Source organism: Erythrobacter rubeus (assembly GCF_014705715.1).
Classification (GTDB): domain Bacteria; phylum Pseudomonadota; class Alphaproteobacteria; order Sphingomonadales; family Sphingomonadaceae; genus Erythrobacter; species Erythrobacter rubeus.
Genome location: NZ_JACXLC010000001.1, coordinates 2,620,596 through 2,641,579, shown reverse-complemented (window position 1 = coordinate 2,641,579; position 20,984 = coordinate 2,620,596). Strand labels below are relative to the sequence as shown.

At 61.4% G+C, this 20,984-nt stretch carries 25 protein-coding genes; 19 read left to right on the top strand and 6 right to left on the bottom strand.

Annotated features, from left to right (window positions below; genetic code table 11):
• The first annotated feature begins 84 nt into the window (after positions 1-84).
• The 14 genes from IB285_RS12960 to IB285_RS12895 all read left to right on the top strand — a co-directional run bounded on the left by IB285_RS12960 (position 85) and on the right by IB285_RS12895 (position 11,994).
• A complete protein-coding gene (locus tag IB285_RS12960) occupies positions 85-1,011 on the top strand; it encodes a helix-turn-helix transcriptional regulator (protein WP_190788557.1) in 927 nt (308 codons plus the stop codon).
• Between the two features lie 64 nt (positions 1,012-1,075).
• Positions 1,076-2,893, top strand: a complete 1,818-nt coding sequence (locus IB285_RS12955) for a DUF885 domain-containing protein (protein WP_190788556.1) — start codon at positions 1,076-1,078, stop codon at positions 2,891-2,893.
• Positions 2,894-3,061: 168 nt separating this feature from the next.
• Complete coding sequence (locus tag IB285_RS12950) at positions 3,062-3,931, top strand: AraC family transcriptional regulator (protein WP_190788555.1); 870 nt, start codon at positions 3,062-3,064, stop codon at positions 3,929-3,931.
• A gap of 84 nt (positions 3,932-4,015) precedes the next feature.
• Positions 4,016-4,450 carry an SUF system Fe-S cluster assembly regulator gene (locus tag IB285_RS12945; RefSeq protein ID WP_190788554.1) on the top strand — a complete coding sequence of 145 codons (435 nt, stop codon included), beginning with the start codon at positions 4,016-4,018 and terminating at the stop codon, positions 4,448-4,450.
• Positions 4,447-5,952 carry a Fe-S cluster assembly protein SufB gene (gene sufB, locus IB285_RS12940; RefSeq protein WP_199803370.1) on the top strand — a complete coding sequence of 502 codons (1,506 nt, stop codon included), beginning with the start codon at positions 4,447-4,449 and terminating at the stop codon, positions 5,950-5,952. The genes IB285_RS12945 and sufB overlap by 4 nt, the downstream gene beginning before the upstream one ends.
• A complete protein-coding gene (locus IB285_RS12935) occupies positions 5,949-6,977 on the top strand; it encodes a GNAT family N-acetyltransferase (protein ID WP_328705891.1) in 1,029 nt (342 codons plus the stop codon). Before sufB ends, IB285_RS12935 begins: the two co-directional genes overlap by 4 nt.
• Positions 6,978-7,016: 39 nt before the next feature.
• Positions 7,017-7,778 (top strand): Fe-S cluster assembly ATPase SufC, encoded by a 762-nt coding sequence (gene sufC / locus IB285_RS12930; protein ID WP_190788553.1) that lies wholly within the window; start codon positions 7,017-7,019, stop codon positions 7,776-7,778.
• Positions 7,771-8,538, top strand: coding sequence for a SufD family Fe-S cluster assembly protein (locus tag IB285_RS12925; protein WP_190788552.1), 768 nt, complete (start codon positions 7,771-7,773; stop codon positions 8,536-8,538). The genes sufC and IB285_RS12925 overlap by 8 nt, the downstream gene beginning before the upstream one ends.
• On the top strand, positions 8,535-8,951 hold the full coding sequence (locus IB285_RS12920; RefSeq protein WP_190788551.1) for a hypothetical protein: 417 nt from the start codon (positions 8,535-8,537) through the stop codon (positions 8,949-8,951). The genes IB285_RS12925 and IB285_RS12920 overlap by 4 nt, the downstream gene beginning before the upstream one ends.
• Positions 8,927-10,174: an aminotransferase class V-fold PLP-dependent enzyme gene (locus IB285_RS12915; protein ID WP_190788550.1), complete on the top strand. Its 1,248-nt coding sequence runs from the start codon at positions 8,927-8,929 to the stop codon at positions 10,172-10,174. Before IB285_RS12920 ends, IB285_RS12915 begins: the two co-directional genes overlap by 25 nt.
• Entirely contained in the window at positions 10,174-10,677 is a 504-nt protein-coding gene (locus tag IB285_RS12910) for an SUF system Fe-S cluster assembly protein (protein ID WP_190789120.1), read from the top strand. The genes IB285_RS12915 and IB285_RS12910 overlap by 1 nt, the downstream gene beginning before the upstream one ends.
• Complete coding sequence (locus tag IB285_RS12905; RefSeq protein WP_190788549.1) at positions 10,677-11,168, top strand: GNAT family N-acetyltransferase; 492 nt, start codon at positions 10,677-10,679, stop codon at positions 11,166-11,168. The genes IB285_RS12910 and IB285_RS12905 overlap by 1 nt, the downstream gene beginning before the upstream one ends.
• Entirely contained in the window at positions 11,165-11,521 is a 357-nt protein-coding gene (locus tag IB285_RS12900; RefSeq protein WP_190788548.1) for a HesB/IscA family protein, read from the top strand. Before IB285_RS12905 ends, IB285_RS12900 begins: the two co-directional genes overlap by 4 nt.
• Complete coding sequence (locus tag IB285_RS12895; protein ID WP_190788547.1) at positions 11,521-11,994, top strand: hypothetical protein; 474 nt, start codon at positions 11,521-11,523, stop codon at positions 11,992-11,994. The genes IB285_RS12900 and IB285_RS12895 overlap by 1 nt, the downstream gene beginning before the upstream one ends.
• 12 nt (positions 11,995-12,006) lie before the next feature.
• On the opposite strand, the gene IB285_RS12890 is transcribed toward IB285_RS12895, so the two are convergent.
• The 3 genes from IB285_RS12890 to IB285_RS12880 all read right to left on the bottom strand — a co-directional run bounded on the left by IB285_RS12890 (position 12,007) and on the right by IB285_RS12880 (position 14,087).
• Positions 12,007-12,948 (bottom strand): hypothetical protein, encoded by a 942-nt coding sequence (locus IB285_RS12890; RefSeq protein WP_190788546.1) that lies wholly within the window; start codon positions 12,946-12,948, stop codon positions 12,007-12,009.
• 61 nt (positions 12,949-13,009) lie between these two features.
• Complete coding sequence (locus IB285_RS12885) at positions 13,010-13,396, bottom strand: hypothetical protein (RefSeq protein WP_190788545.1); 387 nt, start codon at positions 13,394-13,396, stop codon at positions 13,010-13,012.
• Complete coding sequence (locus IB285_RS12880; RefSeq protein WP_190788544.1) at positions 13,389-14,087, bottom strand: EI24 domain-containing protein; 699 nt, start codon at positions 14,085-14,087, stop codon at positions 13,389-13,391. Before IB285_RS12880 ends, IB285_RS12885 begins: the two co-directional genes overlap by 8 nt.
• A 131-nt stretch (positions 14,088-14,218) precedes the next feature.
• On the opposite strand from IB285_RS12880, the gene IB285_RS12875 reads away from it, so the two are divergent.
• Positions 14,219-15,211 (top strand): adenosine kinase, encoded by a 993-nt coding sequence (locus IB285_RS12875; RefSeq protein WP_328705890.1) that lies wholly within the window; start codon positions 14,219-14,221, stop codon positions 15,209-15,211.
• A gap of 34 nt (positions 15,212-15,245) precedes the next feature.
• Here IB285_RS12875 and IB285_RS12870 read toward each other — a convergent pair whose 3' ends face one another.
• Positions 15,246-15,614, bottom strand: coding sequence for a hypothetical protein (locus IB285_RS12870; RefSeq protein WP_190788542.1), 369 nt, complete (start codon positions 15,612-15,614; stop codon positions 15,246-15,248).
• Between the two features lie 111 nt (positions 15,615-15,725).
• Positions 15,726-16,052 carry a UrcA family protein gene (locus IB285_RS12865; protein ID WP_190788541.1) on the bottom strand — a complete coding sequence of 109 codons (327 nt, stop codon included), beginning with the start codon at positions 16,050-16,052 and terminating at the stop codon, positions 15,726-15,728.
• 102 nt (positions 16,053-16,154) lie between these two features.
• Here IB285_RS12865 and IB285_RS12860 point away from each other — a divergent pair, with 102 nt between their 5' ends.
• Positions 16,155-17,102, top strand: coding sequence for a LysR substrate-binding domain-containing protein (locus tag IB285_RS12860; RefSeq protein ID WP_190788540.1), 948 nt, complete (start codon positions 16,155-16,157; stop codon positions 17,100-17,102).
• On the opposite strand, the gene purD is transcribed toward IB285_RS12860, so the two are convergent.
• Positions 17,099-18,370 (bottom strand): phosphoribosylamine--glycine ligase, encoded by a 1,272-nt coding sequence (gene purD, locus IB285_RS12855; protein WP_190788539.1) that lies wholly within the window; start codon positions 18,368-18,370, stop codon positions 17,099-17,101. The genes IB285_RS12860 and purD overlap by 4 nt on opposite strands.
• On the opposite strand from purD, the gene xseA reads away from it, so the two are divergent.
• Genes xseA through IB285_RS12840 form a run of 3 tightly spaced genes read left to right on the top strand, consistent with a single transcriptional unit; the run spans position 18,369 to position 20,983 of the window.
• On the top strand, positions 18,369-19,841 hold the full coding sequence (xseA, locus tag IB285_RS12850) for an exodeoxyribonuclease VII large subunit (RefSeq protein ID WP_190788538.1): 1,473 nt from the start codon (positions 18,369-18,371) through the stop codon (positions 19,839-19,841). The two genes, purD and xseA, sit on opposite strands and share 2 nt — an antisense overlap.
• 24 nt (positions 19,842-19,865) lie before the next feature.
• Positions 19,866-20,069: a DUF2093 domain-containing protein gene (locus tag IB285_RS12845; protein ID WP_190788537.1), complete on the top strand. Its 204-nt coding sequence runs from the start codon at positions 19,866-19,868 to the stop codon at positions 20,067-20,069.
• A complete protein-coding gene (locus tag IB285_RS12840; RefSeq protein ID WP_234033153.1) occupies positions 20,066-20,983 on the top strand; it encodes a M23 family metallopeptidase in 918 nt (305 codons plus the stop codon). Before IB285_RS12845 ends, IB285_RS12840 begins: the two co-directional genes overlap by 4 nt.
• The last annotated feature ends 1 nt before the right edge of the window (position 20,984 follow it).

The following is a 20,984-nucleotide window of genomic DNA, read 5'->3' as shown; positions in this document are numbered from 1 at the left end:
ATGGGCGGTCCCTTGATGGGGCCGCCCTTTTTTTGTGTCATTTCAGGACAGAAGCCTTTAGGTGCCTCGCACGGGGCATTCTCAATGGACTCACTTTTCGGCCGAAATTTGGAGGATGGCAGCGCTGCTCAGGCGCTCGCCGATTTCGAGCTTACGTCCGACTCCCTGTTCCAAGTCGACTACATCGCGCCGCCGGTTGCCATTAGCGATCTCGTCACCACTTTGTATCACATGCGGTGCGATGAATCGGTCATCCGCGACATCCAGCCCGCATCGATTGGGCACTTGTCGATCTTCCCCTACGGCAAGGGCGAGATGCATTTTCGCGGAGGGTACAGCGAACCGAATCCCGAAATGGCAATTCTGACACCGCTTTCGACAGCAGTTCCGATCGTGGTCGACGGGCCGTTTCACGTAATGGGCGCCGCGCTGTCGCCGCTGGGGTGGGCTGCGCTCACCGGACTGCATGCTGGCGAGCACCGGGACCATCTGGTCGAAGCCAACATGCTAATCGGAAGCTTGTTCGACGACCTCGGGCGGCAATTGATCGGCAGTTATCGAGGTGAGGAGATGACCGGGCGAGAATGTGCGCTTGCGATCGGCGATTTCATTGGCCGCGTTGCGAAGCCGATCAATGCGCGCCACGTCGAGCTTGTGCGGGTGGTCAACGCATGGCTCGGCTCATCGCTCAATCCTGAACTTGCCGACCTGATGGATAAGGCCGCCTATTCCGAGCGTCAGGTCCAGCGCCTGACGGAGCGCTATTTCGGGCTTCCTCCGCAAGCCCTCGCTCGAAAATACCGAGCTCTGCGAGCGGCGGCCTTGCTGTCATTCCCGCAGCTTACGCCCGAATTCGAAGCCGAGCTGGGCAACGCCTTTTTCGATCAGTCGCACATGATCCGGGAGATAACGCTGTTCGTCGGCAGGACGCCGTCGCGATTGTCCGACGATCAGGCGCCGTATTTGCGGGAAATGATCGATCCGAAAAACTTCCGCGAGCTGGACATCTGAAATTCGGTACCCATTCAGAAAGGGCGCGGTACGCGCACGTCCCCGCAATGACCGAGGTATCTTGATGCGCCGTATTCCATTCCTGCTCGCTTCCGCAGCCGCCATATCCCTGACGGCCTTCACTCCGGCAGTTTTGGCGCAGCCGACGGCCGAAAGCACTTCGGCTGCTGAATCAGCCGAGCAGGAAGCGGCGAGTATCAGCGCGTTTTTCGAGGTATATGACCGCGCGCAGCTCGAAATGTCACCGGCGGCCAAATCGTATCGCGGCATTCGTGATGATGATTACGGAAAGTGGACCGACCCTTCCGATGAAGCGGAAGAAGCGCGCTTCCAGCTGATGCAGGACACTGCAGCCGACATGCGGGCGACCTTCGATAAGGCCGAGCTGGACGAAGACGATGCTCTGTCCTTTCGCCTTTACGAAATGATGGCCGAGCGATCGGCGCTGCTTCACCCGTTCAGCCAGTACGCTTTCGTGTTTGACCATCGGCGCGGTGCTCATACGAGCGTCCCCGCCTTCCTCATCAATATTCACCGCGTAAGCGAGCTGAGCGATGCCGAGGCGTACGTTTCGCGCATCGAGGGGATCGGGCCGTATCTCGACACCATGACTGAGCAAGCGCGCGAACGCGCCGATGCCGGGATCATGCCGCCCGACTGGGTCTATCCTTACGTCATCGCGGATATCGAGAATCTGCTTGCGGCTGGCGACGAGAATGCGGTGCTGGAGGACTTTCGCTCTAAGATCCTGGAGGCTGATCTCGGTGCCGATATCGCCCGGCTTGATGTTGCGGCAAATCGCGCCTGGTTCACGCAGGCTGTTCCCGCTTACGAGCGGCTGCTCGCGGAAATCAAACGGCAGCAGGCTTTCGCGCCGACCGATGATGGTGTCTGGCGCCTTCCGGATGGCGACAAGTACTACGCGGCCCGCTTGAAAAGCTACACCACGACCGATCTCACAGCGGACGAAATCCACAATATCGGCCTGCGCGAAGTCGAGCGCATCCACGGCGAAATGCGCGCAATCATGGAAAAGGTCGGTTTCGAGGGGAGACTGCAGGATTTCTTCGAGTTCACCCGGACCGATGACCGGTTCTTCTACACAAGCCGGGAAGAATACATCGCCGATGCGCGCGAGAAGATCGACACACTTGGGGAGAAAATGCCCGAGTTCTTCGGAACCCTGCCAGAGGCTCCGATGGTGATCAAAGCGGTCGAAGCTTTCCGCGAGAAAAGCGCGGGCAAGGCATTTTACCAAGGGCCTTCACCCGACGGTTCGCGACCGGGCACCTATTACGTCAACCTCTACAACCTTCGCGACATGTCGAAGAACGAGCTGGAGGCGCTGGCCTATCACGAAGGGCTTCCGGGTCACCATTTGCAGCGCACGATCCAGACGGAACTGGGCGACAGTATGGCGCCGTTTCGCAGGTTCGGCGGTGTCACCGCCTACACCGAGGGGTGGGGCCTCTATTCCGAAGAACTCGGTAAGGACATGGGCTTCTACCAGGACCCTTACTCGGATTTCGGGCGGCTTGGCATGGAGCTCTGGCGCGCCTGCCGACTGGTGGTCGATACCGGCCTTCATTCGAAGCGCTGGACCCGCGAGGAAGCGATCGATTACCTCGCCGAAAACACCCCCAACCCGCAGGGCGATATCGTCAAGGCGATCGAGCGCTATATCACCACCCCCGGACAGGCGACCGCGTACATGATCGGAAAGCTGAAGATCATGGAATTGCGCAGCATGGCGATGGCTGAGCTGGGCGACGATTTCGATTATCGCGGCTTTCACGACGCCGTTCTGCTGAGCGGGCCGGTGCCGCTCGACATTCTCGAAGAAAATGTCGAGAAATGGGTGCAGGACACCAAGGCGAGTTGACGCTGACCGCAGCCGAAGTGCGCCTCCGCGCCAGAGCGATGTCGCTGAGATACAATGACCGTTAGTTGCACTGACATACTGGCTGAAGCCTGCCATCTGCGTCGGGTTTCCAAGTCCCCGCGGTTTCGGCATCGGGGACGGCTTGGCAGTGGGTCGCACTAGACTGCCATGCCGTCCCAATTCGATCTTTCCTATTACGACCCGCCGCCGCAGCTGGCGCGGCATGTGCTCGCGCTGTTCCATTTTACGTGGGAAGAGGCGGAAATTGCCGATCGCCATCCAGGCGCACTAGGCCACTTGGTGCTATTCCCGCACGGGTCCGGTGCCTTGCACTTGGGTGGAGGATCGGAGCCGATCGCGAGCGATGCGCACATGCTCGCCGGGTTCGAAACGGCAGCACCTTTCACCATCAAAGGGCCGTGGCACGCAATCGGCGTGTCGCTTTCGCCGCTGGGCTGGGCCGCGCTCGCACGGCAACCCGCAAGCACGCATTTCAATCGCTTCATCCCGGCGGGCGAGCTGCTTGGCGAAGAGATCGATCACTTCGCGAAGGATATAAATGCGCGATATCGCAGCGACGAATTGAGCGGGAAAGCGGCATGTGATCTGCTGGCGCAATGGATCGAGCCGCGTCTCCACCCGGTGCCCGCTCCCCACGAAACCTTGATCGAGCACACTTTCGCGTGGCTGGGCTCCTCGCTCAATCCCGATGTCGAATTGCTGTTCTCGGGCCTCGATTATTCGCGTCGGCAGGCCGAGCGGCTGGTCACGCAATACTTCGGGCTCTCTCCGATGGCACTGGCGCGTAAGTATCGCGCAGTGCGCGCGGCCAGCCTGCTGGCGCAGCCGGAGATTACCGATGAGGGCGAGGCAGAAATCGCCACCGCGTTCTACGATCAGCCGCACATGATCCGCGAGATCAGGCGATACTGCGGATACACGCCCACGCGCCTTGGCGGACCGGAGGAGCCGCTCTTCCAGGCGATGCTGCGGATGAAGAACCTCGATCGTCTGAAGAATTTCCGGCGGATCGGTTGATCGGCCAGCGGCTTCAAACCGCGAACGACTCGCAAAAACCCGATTCCGCTTGAAATTGGAGTAAAATACTCCGATTTAGCGCGCATGCGCCTTTCGAACCTCGCTGATTACGCCGTCATAACGATGAGCGCCGCCGCAAATCACTGCGGCGGACAGCGAATCAGCGCGAGCGAATTGGCGGAGGAAACCGGCCTTCCGCGGCCCACCGTCCAGAAACTCGTCAGCAAGCTTACCGCTGCGGGATTGCTGCGATCGGTGCGAGGGGCTCATGGCGGCCTTCAACTCGCGCGTCCAGCTGCCGCAATCACTGTTGCGGATATCGTCGAGGCGGTCGAAGGCCCGATTGCACTAACCGCTTGTGTCGATGCGCATGGCGAGTGCGACCACGAAAAGCACTGCACGATGAAGCCGCACTGGCCGGTCATCAACGACGCTCTGCGCGGGGCCTTGGCCGCCATCACTCTCACCCAGCTGCGCACTACCCCTGCGCAGCCTGCTCATGAAAAAGAAGTGGCATGACCGACAATCTCGATCTCGAAACCCCTGAAATGCCAAGAGAGATGGACGCCGAAGCCAAGGCCGCGGCTGCCGATGCTGCCGAATACGAGCACGGCTGGTCCTCTGACATCGAGACGGAGTTTGCCGAGAAGGGCCTTTCGGAAGACACGGTGCGCTTCATCTCCGCCAAGAAGGGTGAGCCGGAATGGATGCTCGACTGGCGGCTGAAAGCGTTTCGCTTGTGGCAGGACATGGAAGAGCCGGACTGGGCGAAGGTCGGTTATCCCAAGATCGACTATCAGGACGCCTATTACTACGCCGCGCCCAAGAAGAAGCCGCAGCTGGAATCGCTCGATGAGCTCGACCCCGAAATCAAGTCGGTTTACGACAAGCTTGGCATTCCCGTGGCGGAACAGGAGGTTCTCGCCGGGGTGAAGGGGGCGCGTAAGGTCGCGGTCGATGCTGTATTCGACAGCGTCAGCGTCGCGACGACCTTCCGCGAAGAATTGAAGAAAGCAGGCGTGATCTTCCTGTCGATCTCAGAAGCGATCAAGGAATATCCCGAGCTGGTGAAGAAGTGGCTCGGCCGCGTGGTGCCGCGCCAGGACAACTATTTCGCGACGCTCAACAGCGCTGTGTTTTCCGATGGCACCTTCGTCTACGTGCCCGAAGGCGTGCGCTGCCCGATGGAGCTCAGCACCTATTTCCGCATCAACGCCGAGAACACGGGACAATTCGAACGCACCTTGATCGTGGCTGAAAAGGGGAGCTATGTCTCTTATCTCGAAGGCTGCACCGCGCCAATGCGCGACGAAAACCAGCTGCACGCCGCCGTGGTCGAACTGGTCGCGATGGAAGATGCCGAGATCAAATATTCGACCGTCCAGAACTGGTATCCGGGCAATTCGGAAGGCGTGGGCGGAATCTACAATTTCGTGACCAAGCGCGGATTGTGCCAGGGCGATCGCTCGAAGATCAGCTGGACACAGGTCGAAACCGGCTCTGCGGTGACCTGGAAGTACCCGAGCTGCGTGCTCAACGGCGAAGACAGCGTGGGCGAGTTCTACTCGGTCGCGGTCACCAACAATTTCCAGCAGGCCGACACCGGCACAAAGATGATCCATAATGGACGCGGATCGCGATCGACGATCATCTCCAAGGGTATCAGCGCGGGCAAATCGAACAACACCTATCGCGGCCTCGTTCGCGTAGGTCCGAAAGCCGAAGGCGTGCGCAACTTCACCCAGTGCGACAGCCTGCTGCTCGGCGACGAATGCGGCGCGCACACCGTGCCTTACATCGAGGTGAAGAACCCCGGCGCGCAGATTGAGCACGAGGCGACCACTTCCAAGATCAGCGATGAACAGCTGTTCTACGCGATGCAGCGCGGTCTGGACGAAGAAGAGGCTGTGGCGCTGATCGTCAACGGCTTCGCCAAAGACGTGCTGAAGGAATTGCCAATGGAATTCGCGGTCGAAGCGCAGAAGCTCCTGGCGATTTCGCTCGAAGGGAGTGTGGGGTGATCGCCGTCGCGGAAACTTTGGAAGTGCGTCCGGTCCGCTCTGCGGATGCAGATCAATTGGCGGACTTGCTCAACGCGATCATTCGCGCAGGCGGCACGACCGCGCTCGAGGAACCTTTCTCCGCTGACGCGCTCGACCAGAAATATCTGACCGGTCCCGATGTGCTGGATTGCTTTGTCGCTGAGGGCCCTGCTTCGGGCGAGCTGGTCGGTTTCCAGACTCTTGTAACGTCCTCGTCCCTGCCCGGCGATGTCGCCGATATTGCGACATTTGCCCAAAGCGGCGCAACTCAGCGCGGCATCGGAACCAGCCTTTTCGCTGCAACCAGCGCACGGGCCCGTGAACTGGGCCTTGAAGAAATCAACGCGACGATCCGCGCGGATAATACCGGCGGGCTCGCTTTCTATTCGAAGATGGGTTTCGAAGACCACTCTGTCACCGAATCCGTGCCTCTCGCGGATGGCACTTTGGTGGACCGGGTGCACAAGCGTTTCGCGCTCCGCCCAGAGGGCAAGTCGAAAAAGTCTGGCCGGAAAACCCTCGGTCTTAAAGACACGTCCAACACCGAACCGAATCTCAACAAGAAGGGCCGCGGCTGGAAGATTTCGGATGCGCGGCTGGATGAATTGCACAGCCAGGCCCGCGAGCGCCGCCGCTTTTCATCCGAAGCGCATAAAGCGCTCGCCAAGAGGTTTGCCGAGGCCAATCTCGGTCGCCACACTTTCAAACGCCACGCCGTCGTCGGCAGTGCGATCGTCGATTTCAACTGCCACTCACTCGGCATGGCGGTCGACATTTTCGAGGATGGCGACAACGAACAGCTGGCCTCGCGCCGCGACAAGAGCCTCGAAGCGGTCGGCATCAAGGTCATGCGTATCCGCGCGTCCGATATCCTCGAGGACATGGACAAGGTGCTGGAGCGAATCACCCTCGGAATGAGGGCGCGCATCAGCGACCGCAAGGACGCCGCGCGCGCTCACCGTGAAGCCAACCCCAATCAGGACTATCCCGGCCGGCGCAGCTGACCACGGCCCACACCAGACACATTTGAAGAGACCACATCAATGCTCAAAATCGAAAATCTCCACGCAGAAATCGACGGGAAGGCCATTCTCAAAGGCCTGTCGCTGCATGTGCCCGCCGGGGAAGTCCATGCGATCATGGGGCCCAATGGGGCTGGAAAATCGACCTTGGCGCACGTTCTCGGCGGCAAGCCGGGCTACGAGGTAATGCAGGGCTCGGTTGATTTTCGAGGTAGCGACCTGTTTGATCTCGACCCGCACGAGCGCGCAGGCGCAGGCCTGTTCCTTGGCTTTCAATATCCGGTCGAAATCCCCGGCGTCTCCAACGTCCAGTTTCTGCGCGAGGCGCTCAACTCGCAGCGCAAATATCGCGGCGAAGAGCCTCTGTCCGGCGGAGACTTCCTGAAGCTTGCCAAGGAAAAAGCGGCGCTGCTGAAGCTCGATATGGAAATGCTCAAACGGCAGGTGAATGTCGGCTTTTCGGGCGGCGAGAAGAAACGCGCCGAAATGGTGCAGATGGGCATTCTCGACCCCGCCTTCGCGGTTCTGGACGAAACCGATAGCGGCCTCGATATCGATGCGCTGCGCGTGGTGGGCGAAGGGATCAATTCGATCATGCGCGCACCCGACAAGGGCGTGCTGCTGATCACCCACTACCAGCGCCTGCTCGACGTGGTGAAGCCGGACAAGGTGAGCGTGCTGGCCGATGGCCGCATTGTTCAGACGGGCGGTCCGGAGCTGGCGCTGCGGCTCGAAGAAGAGGGCTATGATGCCCTGGTGAACGAGAGATTGGCAGATGCCTGAGGCGGAGATCCTCCCCACTCGCCGCCCGAGCAACAGGGATGAAGCGTGGCGCTATGCCGATATTCTTGCGCTTGAACGGCTGGGTGTCACTGCGCTCGACGACTGGAAAGAGGTTGCCATTGCCGATGGCGAGACGCGCCGGCATTGCATGGTTGTCGGCAGCGATGCGCCCGAATTGCACCGGATCCGCCTGACACTGGGCGAAGGGTCCCGGGCAGAGCTGTTCGTGACGAACAAAGGCGATGACTACACCCGTGTCGAGGTCGAGGTGACGCTGGGCAAAGGGGCGCATTTCGAGTTCGGCGGTGTGACGATCGGTGGCGGAGGCGTGACCCGCGAGTTTGTAACCAAAACTGTCCATGCGGAACCGAATGCGACCAGCAACCAAACGGTTCGCAGTGTTCACTGGGACACCGCGACAGGCAATTTCCTTGGCGAGATCAAGGTCGCGAGGGACGCGCAAAAGACCGACGCGGCGCAGGACTTCAAAGGGCTGCTGCTCGAAGCCGGCGCGAGCGCAAACGCGGTCCCGCAGCTCGAGATTTTCGCCGATGACGTGAAGTGCGCGCACGGGGCGACCGTGGGCCAGCTGGACGAGGCCGCGCGCTATTACATGGCAGCGCGCGGGCTTTCTCCGCAGCAGGCGCAGCGATTGCTGGTCCAGGCCTTTATCGGCGACGCCTTCGTCGAACTTGAAGACGAGAAGGAGCGCGGTCGCCTGTTGGATGCCGCTTTGGAGAAGCTGGAGGGAAATATATGATCACGCAGAAAGGGCTCATCGCGTCGCTGCCATTCGCAGCGTTTCTTGCGGGGCTGCCGGTCGCTGTTTCGGCCGAAGAGGCGGACGTGCCCTCCGCCAGCGCCTTCGCACCCATGCAGCGCTACGCCATCGCTTATCCCGAGCCGCGCGATGTCGCCGAATTCTACGTCAGGGATCTCGGGATGAAAGCGCGTGCTGCGGATTTCGAAGAGTTCGATCATCCAAACGATCGGTCGATGCGGATCGTGCTCGTAACCGTCGATGGAATCGCTGACGATACCGTCGGCGCAGTGCAATTGCGGCTCGGCCTGCGCTTCAGCGAGGGCAGCTGGGAAGCGGTCGAAGCCGGAATGCGGCGCAAATGCCAACGCGGGGCGAACGCAGGCGAATGGACGAGGGAAGTGTGTCCGTAACGCTCGCCAAATCTCCGCTCGTCGACTTCAAGTCGGATTTTCCAGGCCTTGTCACCCGCGATGGTGCGCCGTGGCACTATCTCGACACCGCCGCGACCGCGCAAAAGCCGCGCGCCGTAATCGACGCTATGGCCAGGGCGCTGGGAGAGGATTACGCGACTGTCCATCGCGGCGTCTATTCCCGGTCGGCAGAGATGACGCGCGCTTACGAGAATGCGCGGCGCACGATTGCGACCTTTCTCGGCGGGCGCGAAGAGGAAGTGGTCTTCACACGCGGCGCGACCGAGGCGATCAACCTCGTCGCCAACAGCTGGGGCAGGGCCAATCTGGAGCCAGGGGACCGTATCCTGCTGTCGCAGCTGGAGCACCATTCCAATATCGTGCCGTGGCAGATGATTGCCGCGCAAACAGGCGCCGAGATCGATGTGTGCCCGCTCACAGACGATCACCGGATCGATCTGGCTGCCGCTGAGGAGATCCTGACCGAGCGCCACAAACTCGTGGCCTTCTGTCATGTCTCCAATGTGCTTGGCAGCGTTCTCGACGCGCCGCGTGCCGCACAGCTTGCGCACAAGGTCGGTGCGAAACTGCTGCTCGATGGCTGCCAGTCGGCGCCGCACATGGCAGTGGATGTCGCCAGGCTGGACTGCGATTTCTACGTCTTCAGCGCGCACAAGCTTTACGGTCCGACGGGTATCGGCGCACTGTGGGCGCGCGGGGACATTCTCGATGCCATGCCGCCATGGGAAGGCGGCGGATCGATGATCGACCGCGTGACTTTCGAAAAGACCACCTATGCTCCGCCGCCGCAGCGGTTCGAAGCTGGCACCCCGGCAATTACCGAAGCCATCGCTTTCGCCGCGGCAGCGGACTACGTCAGCGCGGTTGGTATCGATCGCATGCACGAACACGAAGCGGCACTGGTGGCGCGCCTCCGCCGCAAACTGGGCGCGATGAACGACGTTACGCTTTTCGGACCCGCTGACAGCGCCGGTATCGTCAGCTTCGCGCTCGACGATATCCATCCGCACGATCTCGGCACCATCCTAGATGAGGCCAACGTGGCGATCCGCGCGGGGCATCATTGCGCCCAGCCGCTCATGGACTATCTCGAAGTCCCGGCCACGGCGCGTGCCAGTTTCGGCCTGTATTCGACCGATGAAGATGTCGATGCGCTGCTCGAAGGCATCGCCCGCACCCGCCGGATTTTTGGGAAAGCATGATGAACAAACCTCAGGAAGATCGCGAATTTGTGGCCGCACCGGCACCCAACGATGAGGTCGTGATGGCGCACGATAAGCCAAAGCGTGCCCGCGTATCCGATGCTGTCGATCCCGATGAGAGCGCGGCTCCGCGCGAGCGCGACTATCTCGAAGGCTTCCTCCATCAGAAGCCTGCGGAAGGCCCCGTCGGCGGGCCCGGCAGTGATCTGCAAAGCGCGGTGGTCGATGCGCTGAAGGAAATCTACGATCCCGAGATTCCGGTGAACATTTATGATCTCGGGCTGATTTACGGCGTCGAAGTCGATGACGAAGCCGACGCGACGATCACGATGACGCTTACGACGCCGCACTGCCCGGTGGCGGAAACGATGCCCGGCGAGGTGGAACTGCGCGCGTCCTCCGTCCCGGGAATTCGCGATGCGGAAGTGAACCTTGTGTGGGACCCGCCGTGGAGCCCCGAAAAGATGTCCGACGAAGCCCGGCTCGAACTGGGAATGCTGTGATGACGGGCATTGCTATCAAACAAGTGGACTACGCCGATCCGGGCGATGCCGCCGACCTTACCGATTTGCTCGATTACTATGCGCGCGATCCAATGGGCGGCGGTGAACCGCTCAGCGCGGATGCGAAGAAGACGCTCGCGGCCAAGATGCAGGATCATCCCACCGCGTTCTCTCTGATCGCGTATTCGGACGGCGTGCCGGCAGGACTTGTAAACTGCTTTGTCGGGTTCTCGACATTCGCGGCAAAGCCACTGGTCAATATTCACGATGTGGTCGTGAAGTCCGAATTTCGCGGGCGGGGCATCGGCAAGGCGCTGTTCGCCGAAATCGAGGCGATTGCGGCTGAAAAGGGCGCGTGCAAGGTTACACTCGAAGTGCTGAGCGGCAACGAACCTGCGAAGGCACTTTATGGATCGCTCGGCTATGGTGATTACCAGCTGGACCCCGACAAGGGCCATGCATTGTTCTGGCAAAAGGAGCTTGCGGCATGACCGATACGAAAACGCGCAAACTGCCGGCTGCGGTCGTTCTCACCGAGGGCGCGGAAAAACGCATCGCACATTTGATGAGCCAGGCACCTGATGACGCGATCGGCGTCAAACTGTCGACGCCGCGGCGCGGGTGCTCGGGACTCGCCTATTCGGTCGATTACGTCACCGAAGAAGCGAAGTTCGACGAGAAGATCGAGACGCCGGGCGGCACTTTCTACATCGACGGTGCAAGCGTGCTGTATCTCGTGGGCTCGACCATGGATTGGCGCGAAGACGATTTCACCGCTGGGTTCGTGTTCGAAAACCCGAATGCCAAAGGTGCATGCGGTTGCGGTGAGAGTTTCATGGTCTGATGGCCCGCACGGTCGAGCTTTCGACGCAGCTCGATTGCGCTGCGGATGAGGCGTGGGATCAGATACATAGGTCTGCACTTCTGCAGCACATCGCCTTTCCGCTCATCAAATTCGTTCCCAGGGGCGCGACAGCCTTTCCCGAGCGCTGGGAGGAAGGTGAGTATCGCGCCTGGATGCTGCTCTTGGCGGTGCTCCCGATTGGATGGCAGGCGATTGTGATCTCGAAACCGGAAGCGAAGGGCGCCGTCCGATTTTTGCGCGACAACGGCTATGGTCCGCTCATCAAACGCTGGGATCACTGGATCGAGATTGCTCCTGAAAACGCGACCACGACCCGATATGTCGACCGCGTGACAATCGAGGCCGGTATCCTAACGCCGGTCATCGCCGCATTTGCGCGAGTTTTTTACGGTCATCGCCAACGGCGCTGGCGCGCACTGGCTGCGTCAGATTTTCACGCGCTTGAGAAATAGCGCTCGCCGCGATCAACCTTCGTCGATGATCCGCGCGATCAGGCGCCGTTCGAGCTCGTCGACCTCGCCGTCCGCATCGACCATCTTTTCCAACCAGTCTTGCTCGAAATCGGTCACCTTGGCACCTTCGGCGGCGCGCTCTTCGTATCCCGGTGCACTTTCACGTTTCCCGAAGACCTTGCCGAGATGGTTGGCTACCTGCGGTGCTTCCTTCGCGGCCTTGGCGATGAAGCGACCGACATTGACGCTCGTATCGGCCATGAAATCTTCGAGCTCCACAGCGCGTTCGTGGCTGATCTGCGCGCCGTCAAGCACGAACCCTTTCATGAAATTGCTGACCCCGTCGAGGAACAGATCATCCCATTCCTGCGCGTTTTCCTCTGCCAGCGTTTCGTCTTTGAGGCGGAACAGCATTTCGGCATCGAAGCGGCTGACAGCAGCGGGGCCGTGACCGCCGCTGGCGAAGATGACGCGGCGCAGGATGCGTACTTCCGCAGCGCTGATATGCGTAGCCGATAGCTCGCCGCCGCAGCGGGTCGGGCCTGTACCGCTCAGCACTTCGCGCTCGACCTGTTCGAGCACGTAATTCTTCAGCTTTTCCGGCGTGTTCTCAGCCCGCTCAATGATCCTGACGATCGTTTCGAGCTCGGCCATACTCTCGACCACGCCGTCGTGATCGACCTGTGCTATGACCCAGTCGGCTTCTTCCTCGCTGCATTGCAGGCGCGGCTGCGTGGCATTGAGCACGAACTCGCCAACGGCCTCGACCATGAAGTCGGTCCATTCGTCATCGCGTTCATTGAGGACATTGTTGATCGCGAAAACCGCTTCGGCCTCTTCGCGCGTGATCTGGCCATCGCCCCATCCCTGCCGGCGCAAATCCAGCAATTCCTGCGGCGAAACAACGCCATCGGTGGCGGCGCGCTGTGCAAGCTCGGTGAAATGTGTCGTCATAGCCCGGTCAAACCCCTTGGATACAGGGCTGCACTCTTACGAAAATGTACTTAAGACGGGGTTACCGCCGCGCGATTTCCCTGGCGCACGCCTCGCTGTCGGTCGCCGCGCCGCCATCCCGCAGCCGGGCTTCCACATGCGTCGCGACCGGTTGCGCAGTGTTTCCGCGGGGATACAGAAAAACGTCGAGAACACAGGTGCGACCGGCGAATTGCAGCTTGCGCGCATCACCTTCCGTCAGGTCGATTCGAGCCTCCCCGAAACGCGAGGTGAGCGACCGTGCGGGCTGGCTGATAATGCTCGCGGGACCCTGCGATGTCTGCGGGGTTTGCGTTCGGGTTTGCGCGGGCGGCTGGAACACCGGCGCGTTGGACGGCGCGGGAATGAAGCTCGATCCCGCGCAAGCCGACGTGGCGCAAAGCATTGCGATAAGGGCGAGGTTACGCATTGCGAGCCTCCTTGCGGGCCATGGCGTCATGCGTCAAATGCGTTCCTGCCGCTGCCCCGACAATTGCTGCGATCAGGTTCACAAACGGGATGAGCATCATCGCGGCGATCACCGCGCCGAGCAGGAACCGCGCCGATCCTGTCACCGGACTTGCCGAACGCTCGCCTCCGCTGTGCCGCAGCCATGTCATGTCTGTCAGCTCGCGCCCCAGAAGCACAGCATTCACGAGGAGAAAGACGACCGCCGGGCCCAGCGCGGTGAAGATGAGGACGATCGCCACCGGCAGCGCCAGCAGGTTTAGGCCAATGGCGCGGCCAAAGCCTCGCAGCGAATTGGCGATGTCCCGGTGCAGCGGCAATGCGCGAGCCCTCTCGGCCAAATCCGGGTAATGCCGCGCCTCGACCGCGGCGACGATCTCATCGGCAAAGAATTGCAGCACAGCCAGTGCAATCACGCGGAACAGGAACCAGAACGCGATCATGGCGATGATCACCGCCGCCGCTGCCTGTGCGAAACCGCCAGCCTCCCAGCCTAGCCAACCGAAAAACCAGTCGAGCCCGAAATACAATCCTACACCGCCAGCGACGAAGATCAGCAGTGTGATCACGATGCTTTTCACCGCAACCCGAATGATGGCCGGATCGCCGAGTTGCCCGACGGCTTTCGACAAGGATACGAGGACTGCATTCACTGGAACGAGCGATGCTGAGGTGGCGCATCGAAGTCAAACGCGAAGTCTTTGTTTCGTCCGGACTTGGCCAAGCGCCTAGAGGTCGCTAGGCGATGCGGCGAACTGACCCATTTGCAGACAGGATGAACCGAGTGACTGAACCGCGTTATGACGTGATCGCCATTGGCAATGCCGTGGTGGATGTGATTGCCTCTTGCGACGAGGAGCTGATCGAGGAGCTCGACCTCAATCGCGGGGGCATGACGCTGGTCGATGAAGCCCGCGCGGATGAGCTCTATTCGGCAATGCCGCCCGCGCGCGAGCTCTCTGGCGGGTCGGCGGCAAACACGCTCGCCGGGCTTTCGACGCTTGGCCTGCAATGTGCGTTCATCGGACAGGTTGCGGACGATCAGCTCGGAAAGGTTTTTCGCCACGACATGCGCGCAACCGGGATCGATTTCGACACCCCTGCGCGCGGCCGTGACCCCGCGACGGGCCGGGTGCTCATCTTCGTGACGCCCGATGGCGAGCGGACGATGAACACTTTTTTGGGTGCCGGACAGTTTCTGCCCGCGACCGCTCTCGACGAAGACCTGATCGCGAGCGGCGGCATCCTCTATCTCGAAGGGTATCTGTGGGATCCGGAGGAGCCGCGCCGTGCCATGCGCCGCGCCATAGAGGTTGCGCGCCAGGCGGGCCGCAAGATCGCCTTCACCGCAAGCGAAAGCTTCGTGATTGAGCGTCATGGCGACGATTTCCGCTCCATGATCGAGGATGGCGTGATCGACATCCTGTTCGTTAATGAAAGCGAGCTTGCAACGCTCACGGGCGAAGACGAGTTCGAAGCTGGCCTCGCCGCGGTCGCGGGCAAGGTGCCCGTCCTCGTCGCCACGCGCAGCGAGAAAGGCGCGGTTGCGATTGCCAATGGCACACGCGCCGAGGTCGCTGCCGAGCCGATCGCAAAAGTGGTCGACACTACGGGTGCGGGCGACCAGTTCGCTGCGGGCTTCCTTTCAGGATTTGCAAAGGACGAATCGCTCGATCGCTGCCTCAAACGCGGTGCTATCGCAGCTGCCGAGGTCATCTCGCATTACGGCCCGCGGCCCGAAGTCGATATGAAAGCGCTTATGTCAGAGAAGCTCTAGCCAAGGCGGGCTGCGGGAGCGCAAGCGCGCTTCCTCACTGCGCAGGCTCGTAATCGTCCCTGCGCAGGGTGACGAGATATTCGGCGATCATCTCGATCTGTTCAGGCTCGAGATCGAAGTCCATCTCTTCGGGGTAATTGTGCGCGTCGGTCAGCCAGCTGGCCAGTGTCTCGTCGGTGACGCCGGGATTATTGGCGATCGCCTCGAAAGTGGGGGACGCCGGGTTGGGCGACAGAAACGGCGGTTCGACAGCATGACACCCTCCGCAAGCGGCCTCGACGAAAGCGGGCGGCTCGGATTCCGCTGACACCTGGCTTGCGGGACCAGTCGTTTGGCAGGCGGAAAGAAACGCGGCCAAAAGCACTGGCGGCGCGGCGAGCGGGATGATGGGGGCTTTTTTCATAGACCCAAAGAAGCACAGCCCGCCCCCGCAATCATTGATCGAGATCAAATTTGTTTCTCGGTAGAAATGGAAGCCCCGCCCGGAGGGTAGGTGCGGGCGGGGCTGCGCGCATCAGCGAGACTTATGTGCAAGCTCTGCGCTGACGACTTCGGCCTGTGCCTGTGCAATCACTTGATCGCGAATGGGCGCCACCACCTTCATCGTATTTTTGATGCATTTGCGAGACGCGGAACCCGCACGGATTGAGCGGGTCCACGGAGTGGCGCAGACCTGCCTGACAGCCTTCTTGATCCTCTTATCGAGTACCGCGCGTCCTTCTGAGCTGGTCAGGTTAAGGTCGGCATAGTCGATTGCGACGGTGTTGAGCCCAGGTTCGGCGGAAGCGGGGGTACCCGCTGCGCCCAGCGTAAGTGCGATGGCCAATGCTACGGTTTTCATGTCGGTCTCCCTTTTTAAGTGACTGTCGCAAGGTGACCGGCACAGGCTCGGAAGGCCAATTAAATGCTGGCCCAATATATAAGCTTGGCTTATAGTAAGTGAATGCGCAGCTTGCCGCCATTGACCGCCATCCGCGCCTTTGAGGCGGCGGCCCGGCACAAGAATTACACACGCGCCGGTGAGGAGCTTGGCCTGACCCAGGCGGGGGTGAGCTATCAGATCAAAAACCTGGAGCAGCGCGTTGGAACGCTGCTTTTCGTGCGTCAGGGTCGATCAATGGAGCTCACGCCTGCCGGCGAAGCTCTCGCCCCGCGCATTGCCCAGGCATTTGCGATGATGGAAAGCGCTTTTTCCTCGCTTGGGGACAGCGAAGATTCGGTGCTTTCGATCGCGTGCTTTCAGACAGTCGCGACGAACTTTCTCGCTCCGCGGCTAGGTGCTTTTCAGCTGGCGAATCCGGGTATCGCGGTGCGGATCGAAGTCAGCAACCGCTATGTCGACCTCGAAGCGGGGGAGGCTGATGTGGCGCTGAGACTGTCACACGATGTCGCCCCGGGCCTGGAATCCCATTTTCTCATGCATCTGGGTATCGCGCCTTTGGCCAGCCCGGAATTCATTGCAAAACACCCGGAGTTGCAAGGGGCCGATCCCGCGATACCGAGCGACAAGCGGATATCGCCCGTGACCGGATGGTGGAAGCTGTGGGATGATGCGCGCTCTGAGGGCCGCGACGTTGATGGTGCGGCTCAGTCCCGCGGGCTCGAATTCGATTCGCAGATCCTCGATGCAGCAGCGGCGATGAGCGGAAACGGGATCGCCATTCTCGCCCCGGCGCTATTTGCTGCCGAGGTCAAGGCGGCGCGGCTGCAGCGGATCGGGACGGGAATTGTCCGGGCCCGGGGCGCTTTTCGACTAGTCTATCCCGAAGTGCGCCGACATTCTCACAAAGTCAGGGCTTTCCGCCAGTGGCTGCTTCGCGAGATTCAGACTCAACTCGCCGACGATCCCGACCATCTACTTGACCAAACAATGGGTGCTCCTCAGGGCTAGCGGCTCTCCCGCTCTACCTCGCGCCAGCCGATATCGCGGCGGCAGAAGCCGCTGGGAAAATCGATCGCGTCCACCGCCTGATAGGCTGCCGCCCGCGCATCGGTCACATTCGCGCCCATGGCGGTGACATTCAGCACTCGGCCGCCATTGGCGACGAGGTCGGTGCCGTCGAGCGCGGTGCCTGCATGGAACACCTTGGCGCCTTGCTCTTCGGCCGCGCCCAGATCAATCGCGCCACCTTTCTCCGGTGTGCCGGGATAACCTTCCGCCGCTATCACCACTGTAAGCGCCGTGGAATCTGAAAAATCTGCGCTGGCACCTCCCAGGGCGCCCTTCGCGCAGGACATCATCAGCTCGGAAAGATCGCTTTGGAGGCGCATCATCAGCACCTGGCATTCAGGATCGCCGAAACGGCAATTGTATTCGATCAGCTTCGGGCCGTCTGCCGTCAGCATCAGCCCGGCATAAAGCACGCCCGAATAGGGCATGCCTTCGGACCGCATCGTCTCGACTGTGGGGCTGATAATTTCGTCCATCGCGCGCCGCTGCAACTCGGGTGTGAGCACCGGTGCAGGAGAGTATGCACCCATCCCGCCGGTATTCGGTCCGACATCGCCCTCACCGACCCTTTTGTGGTCTTGCGCCGTGCCAAAAGGAAGTATTGTTTCCCCATCGGTGATGGCAAAGAAGCTCGCCTCCTCGCCTTCGAGGAACTCCTCGATCACGACTTCGGCGCCCGCCGCGCCAAACTGCCCGGAGAACATGTCCGCAAGTGCGATCTCGGCGCTTTCGATGGTGTCCGCGATTACGACGCCCTTGCCCGCAGCCAGCCCATCGGCCTTGAGCACGTAAGGCGGATCGAAGCGGGTCAATGCCCCGCGCGCTTCATCGAGAGAGGTGGTACGTACGTACGCGCCGGTCGGAATGTGCGCGCGCTCGCACAGATCCTTGGTAAAGCCCTTGCTGCCCTCCAGCTGCGCTGCCGCCTTCGAGGGTCCGAAGACCGCGATGCCGGCACTCCGTAAACTGTCCGCAAGCCCGTCCACGAGTGGTGCTTCCGGGCCGATCACTACAAGGTCGATGGCCTGCGACAGGCAGAAATCAATGCACGCGTCGTGGTCGCTCGCATTAAGAGTGACGATCTCGGCGCACTCGGCAATTCCCGGATTTCCGGGGGCAGCGAACAAGCGCTTGCAGCTTGGGGATTGCGCCAGTTTCCATGCTAACGCATGTTCGCGCCCACCCGACCCCAGCAGAAGGATATTCATGGCTCGCGCCCCCTCCAATTCCAACAATGATGGGCTGGTAGCGCGCGTGGCTCAAGGCGACAACGCCCAGCCGCTGTCGATCACCGAGATTTCATCGGCCCTGAAGCGCACCGTGGAGGAACGGTTTGGCCATGTCCGTCTGCGCGGCGAACTGTCAGGGGTGAAGCGGGCGGCATCAGGCCATCTTTACTGCGCGCTCAAGGATGAAAAGGCCGTGCTCGACGGCGTGATGTGGCGCGGCAGCACCAACCGGCTCGCGTTCGTGCCCGAAGATGGGCTGGAAGTGATCGCCACGGGCAAGCTGACGACCTATGCCGGGCGATCGAAGTACCAGATCGTGATCGAGAGCCTGGAACTGGCGGGCGAGGGCGCCTTGCTTGCACTGCTGGAAAAAACTCGCGCTCGATTGGAGGCGGAGGGGCTGTTTGCGCGCGAGCGAAAGCAGGCCCTGCCCTTTCTGCCTCGCACCATCGGTGTTGTGACGTCACCAACCGGATCGGTTATCCGAGACATACTGCACCGACTGGCAGATCGTTTCCCGAGCCATGTCGTGGTTTGGCCTGTTCTCGTGCAGGGGCAGGGTGCTTCCGAACAAGTTGCAGCGGCGATCCGTGGTTTTTCGGAGATTTCTCCTACTTCTCCGGTTGCTCGCCCCGATGTGGTGATCGTGGCCCGCGGCGGCGGATCGATCGAGGACCTGTGGAGCTTTAACGAAGAGATCGTGGTTCGCGCGATAGCCGAATGTACCATACCGGTTATATCGGCGGTAGGGCATGAGACCGATACGACGCTAGCGGACTACGCCGCAGACCGGCGCGCGCCTACGCCTACCGCAGCGGCAGAGATGGCCGTGCCGGTGCGCGTGGACCTCGACGCGACACTCGCCGACTTCGCAAATCGCCAGCGCCGCGCAGTCTATCGTCCGGTCGAGTTAGGGCGGGAGCGGCTGGAGTCGCGCGTTCGCCGCCTCCCGCGCGCCGAAAACCTCCTTCAACCGCAGGCTCAGCGCCTCGATGAGCTTTCCGATCGATTGCGCCGAGGCCTGATGGACCGGGCAGCGCAAGGACGCGAACGGCTGGCCGGAACCGCATCGCGCCTTTCCCCCAGCGCGCTCACCCGCGCCCATTCCGAAGCGCAGCGACGATTGGAACGCGCGCGGCTCACCCCTGCTCTGGTGGAGCGGCCTTTGACTGCAAAGCGCGATCAGCTGGCGGCACTCGCGCGGCTGGCGGAACAATTGCACCCGGAAAAGCCGCTTTCGCGCGGCTATGCAATCGTGCGCGACTTGGAAGGCAGGGCGCTGACAAGCAAAGCGCAAGCGGAGCGTGAGGGCGCGCTTAAGCTCCAATTCAAGGATGATACCCTAGAAGTCGTGCCGTCGGACGCTGCTCCCTTGGCTCGGAAAAAGCCAAAGCCCCGCAGCCAGCCTAGGCCCGGAACAGCCGCGCGCCAGGATGATTTGTTTGACTGACGCCCCAATGCTAATGAGACACCCATGTTGATGTCATCCGGCGACAAAGCCGCCAAACTCTATTACGCCCCCGGCAGCTTTCGCGTGCTGCGCCCCGGGCAGCATGTTTTTTGCGCAGTCAGCGGCGAGGTCATCCCGCTTGAGGACCTGCGATACTGGAGCGCCGAGCACCAGGAGGCTTACGCCACCCCCGAGATCGCGACGCGCCGCCTGCTCGGCGAAGCATGAGCGCCATACGTTCGCGCCGGTTTGTTCTGGCTGCAACGGGTGCTGCCGTTGCGGGGTTGATGAGCATGGGCAACACGAGCGCCGCGTCCGTGTCTGACACGGACGCGGCTTCGTCCGACGCGCTCGAAAGTGCTGCACATGACACCGCGGCGGAAGTCTCGACAGGCTTCAACTATTCCGGTGAGTTGACGCAGGGCGGCTGGATACGCGGTGTCGCACCCGGTGGAGCCATTGAGGTGACGCTCGGCGAAGCAAAAATCGACCTTGCCGATGACGGATCCTTCTTCGCCGCCTTCGACCGCGACAGCGCGGAAGAATTGGTCCTCTCCGCCACCATCGATACGGGCCGCAGGATCGGCGAAACGCTCTCGGTGAGCCCGCGCGACTGGCAGATCGAGAGAGTGAACGTCGCCAAACGCGGCGGCGGCACTAGCGAGGCGTGGTGGAAGAAGCGCGAGCCGGAATGGAACGCCATCGTGGCCGCGCGTGCGAAAGAAACTGGCGCGGCCGGATGGCGTCAGGACTTCATCTGGCCGGTCACCGGCAGGATTTCCGGGCGGTTTGGGCGCCAGCGTATTTATCGCGGCGAGCCGGGCAGCTACCATTCGGGCATCGATATCGCGCCAGGCAATGGTGTGCCGTTCGTTGCCCCGGCAGACGGCGTGGTGGTGCTCGCCAGAACAGGCTTCAGCCTCGAAGGCGGGTTGATCATCATCGATCACGGAGCGGGGCTCAACAGCGCATTTCTGCACGCGTCGAAGATCGCCGTTGCCGAAGGGGACAGCGTGCGGCAGGGCCAGCATATCGGCAATGTCGGTGCCACCGGCCGGGCCACCGGTCCGCATCTCCATTGGAGCCTGAAATGGAATGATGCGCGGCTCGACCCACTGCTCTTCACTGGCCCGATGAACTGAA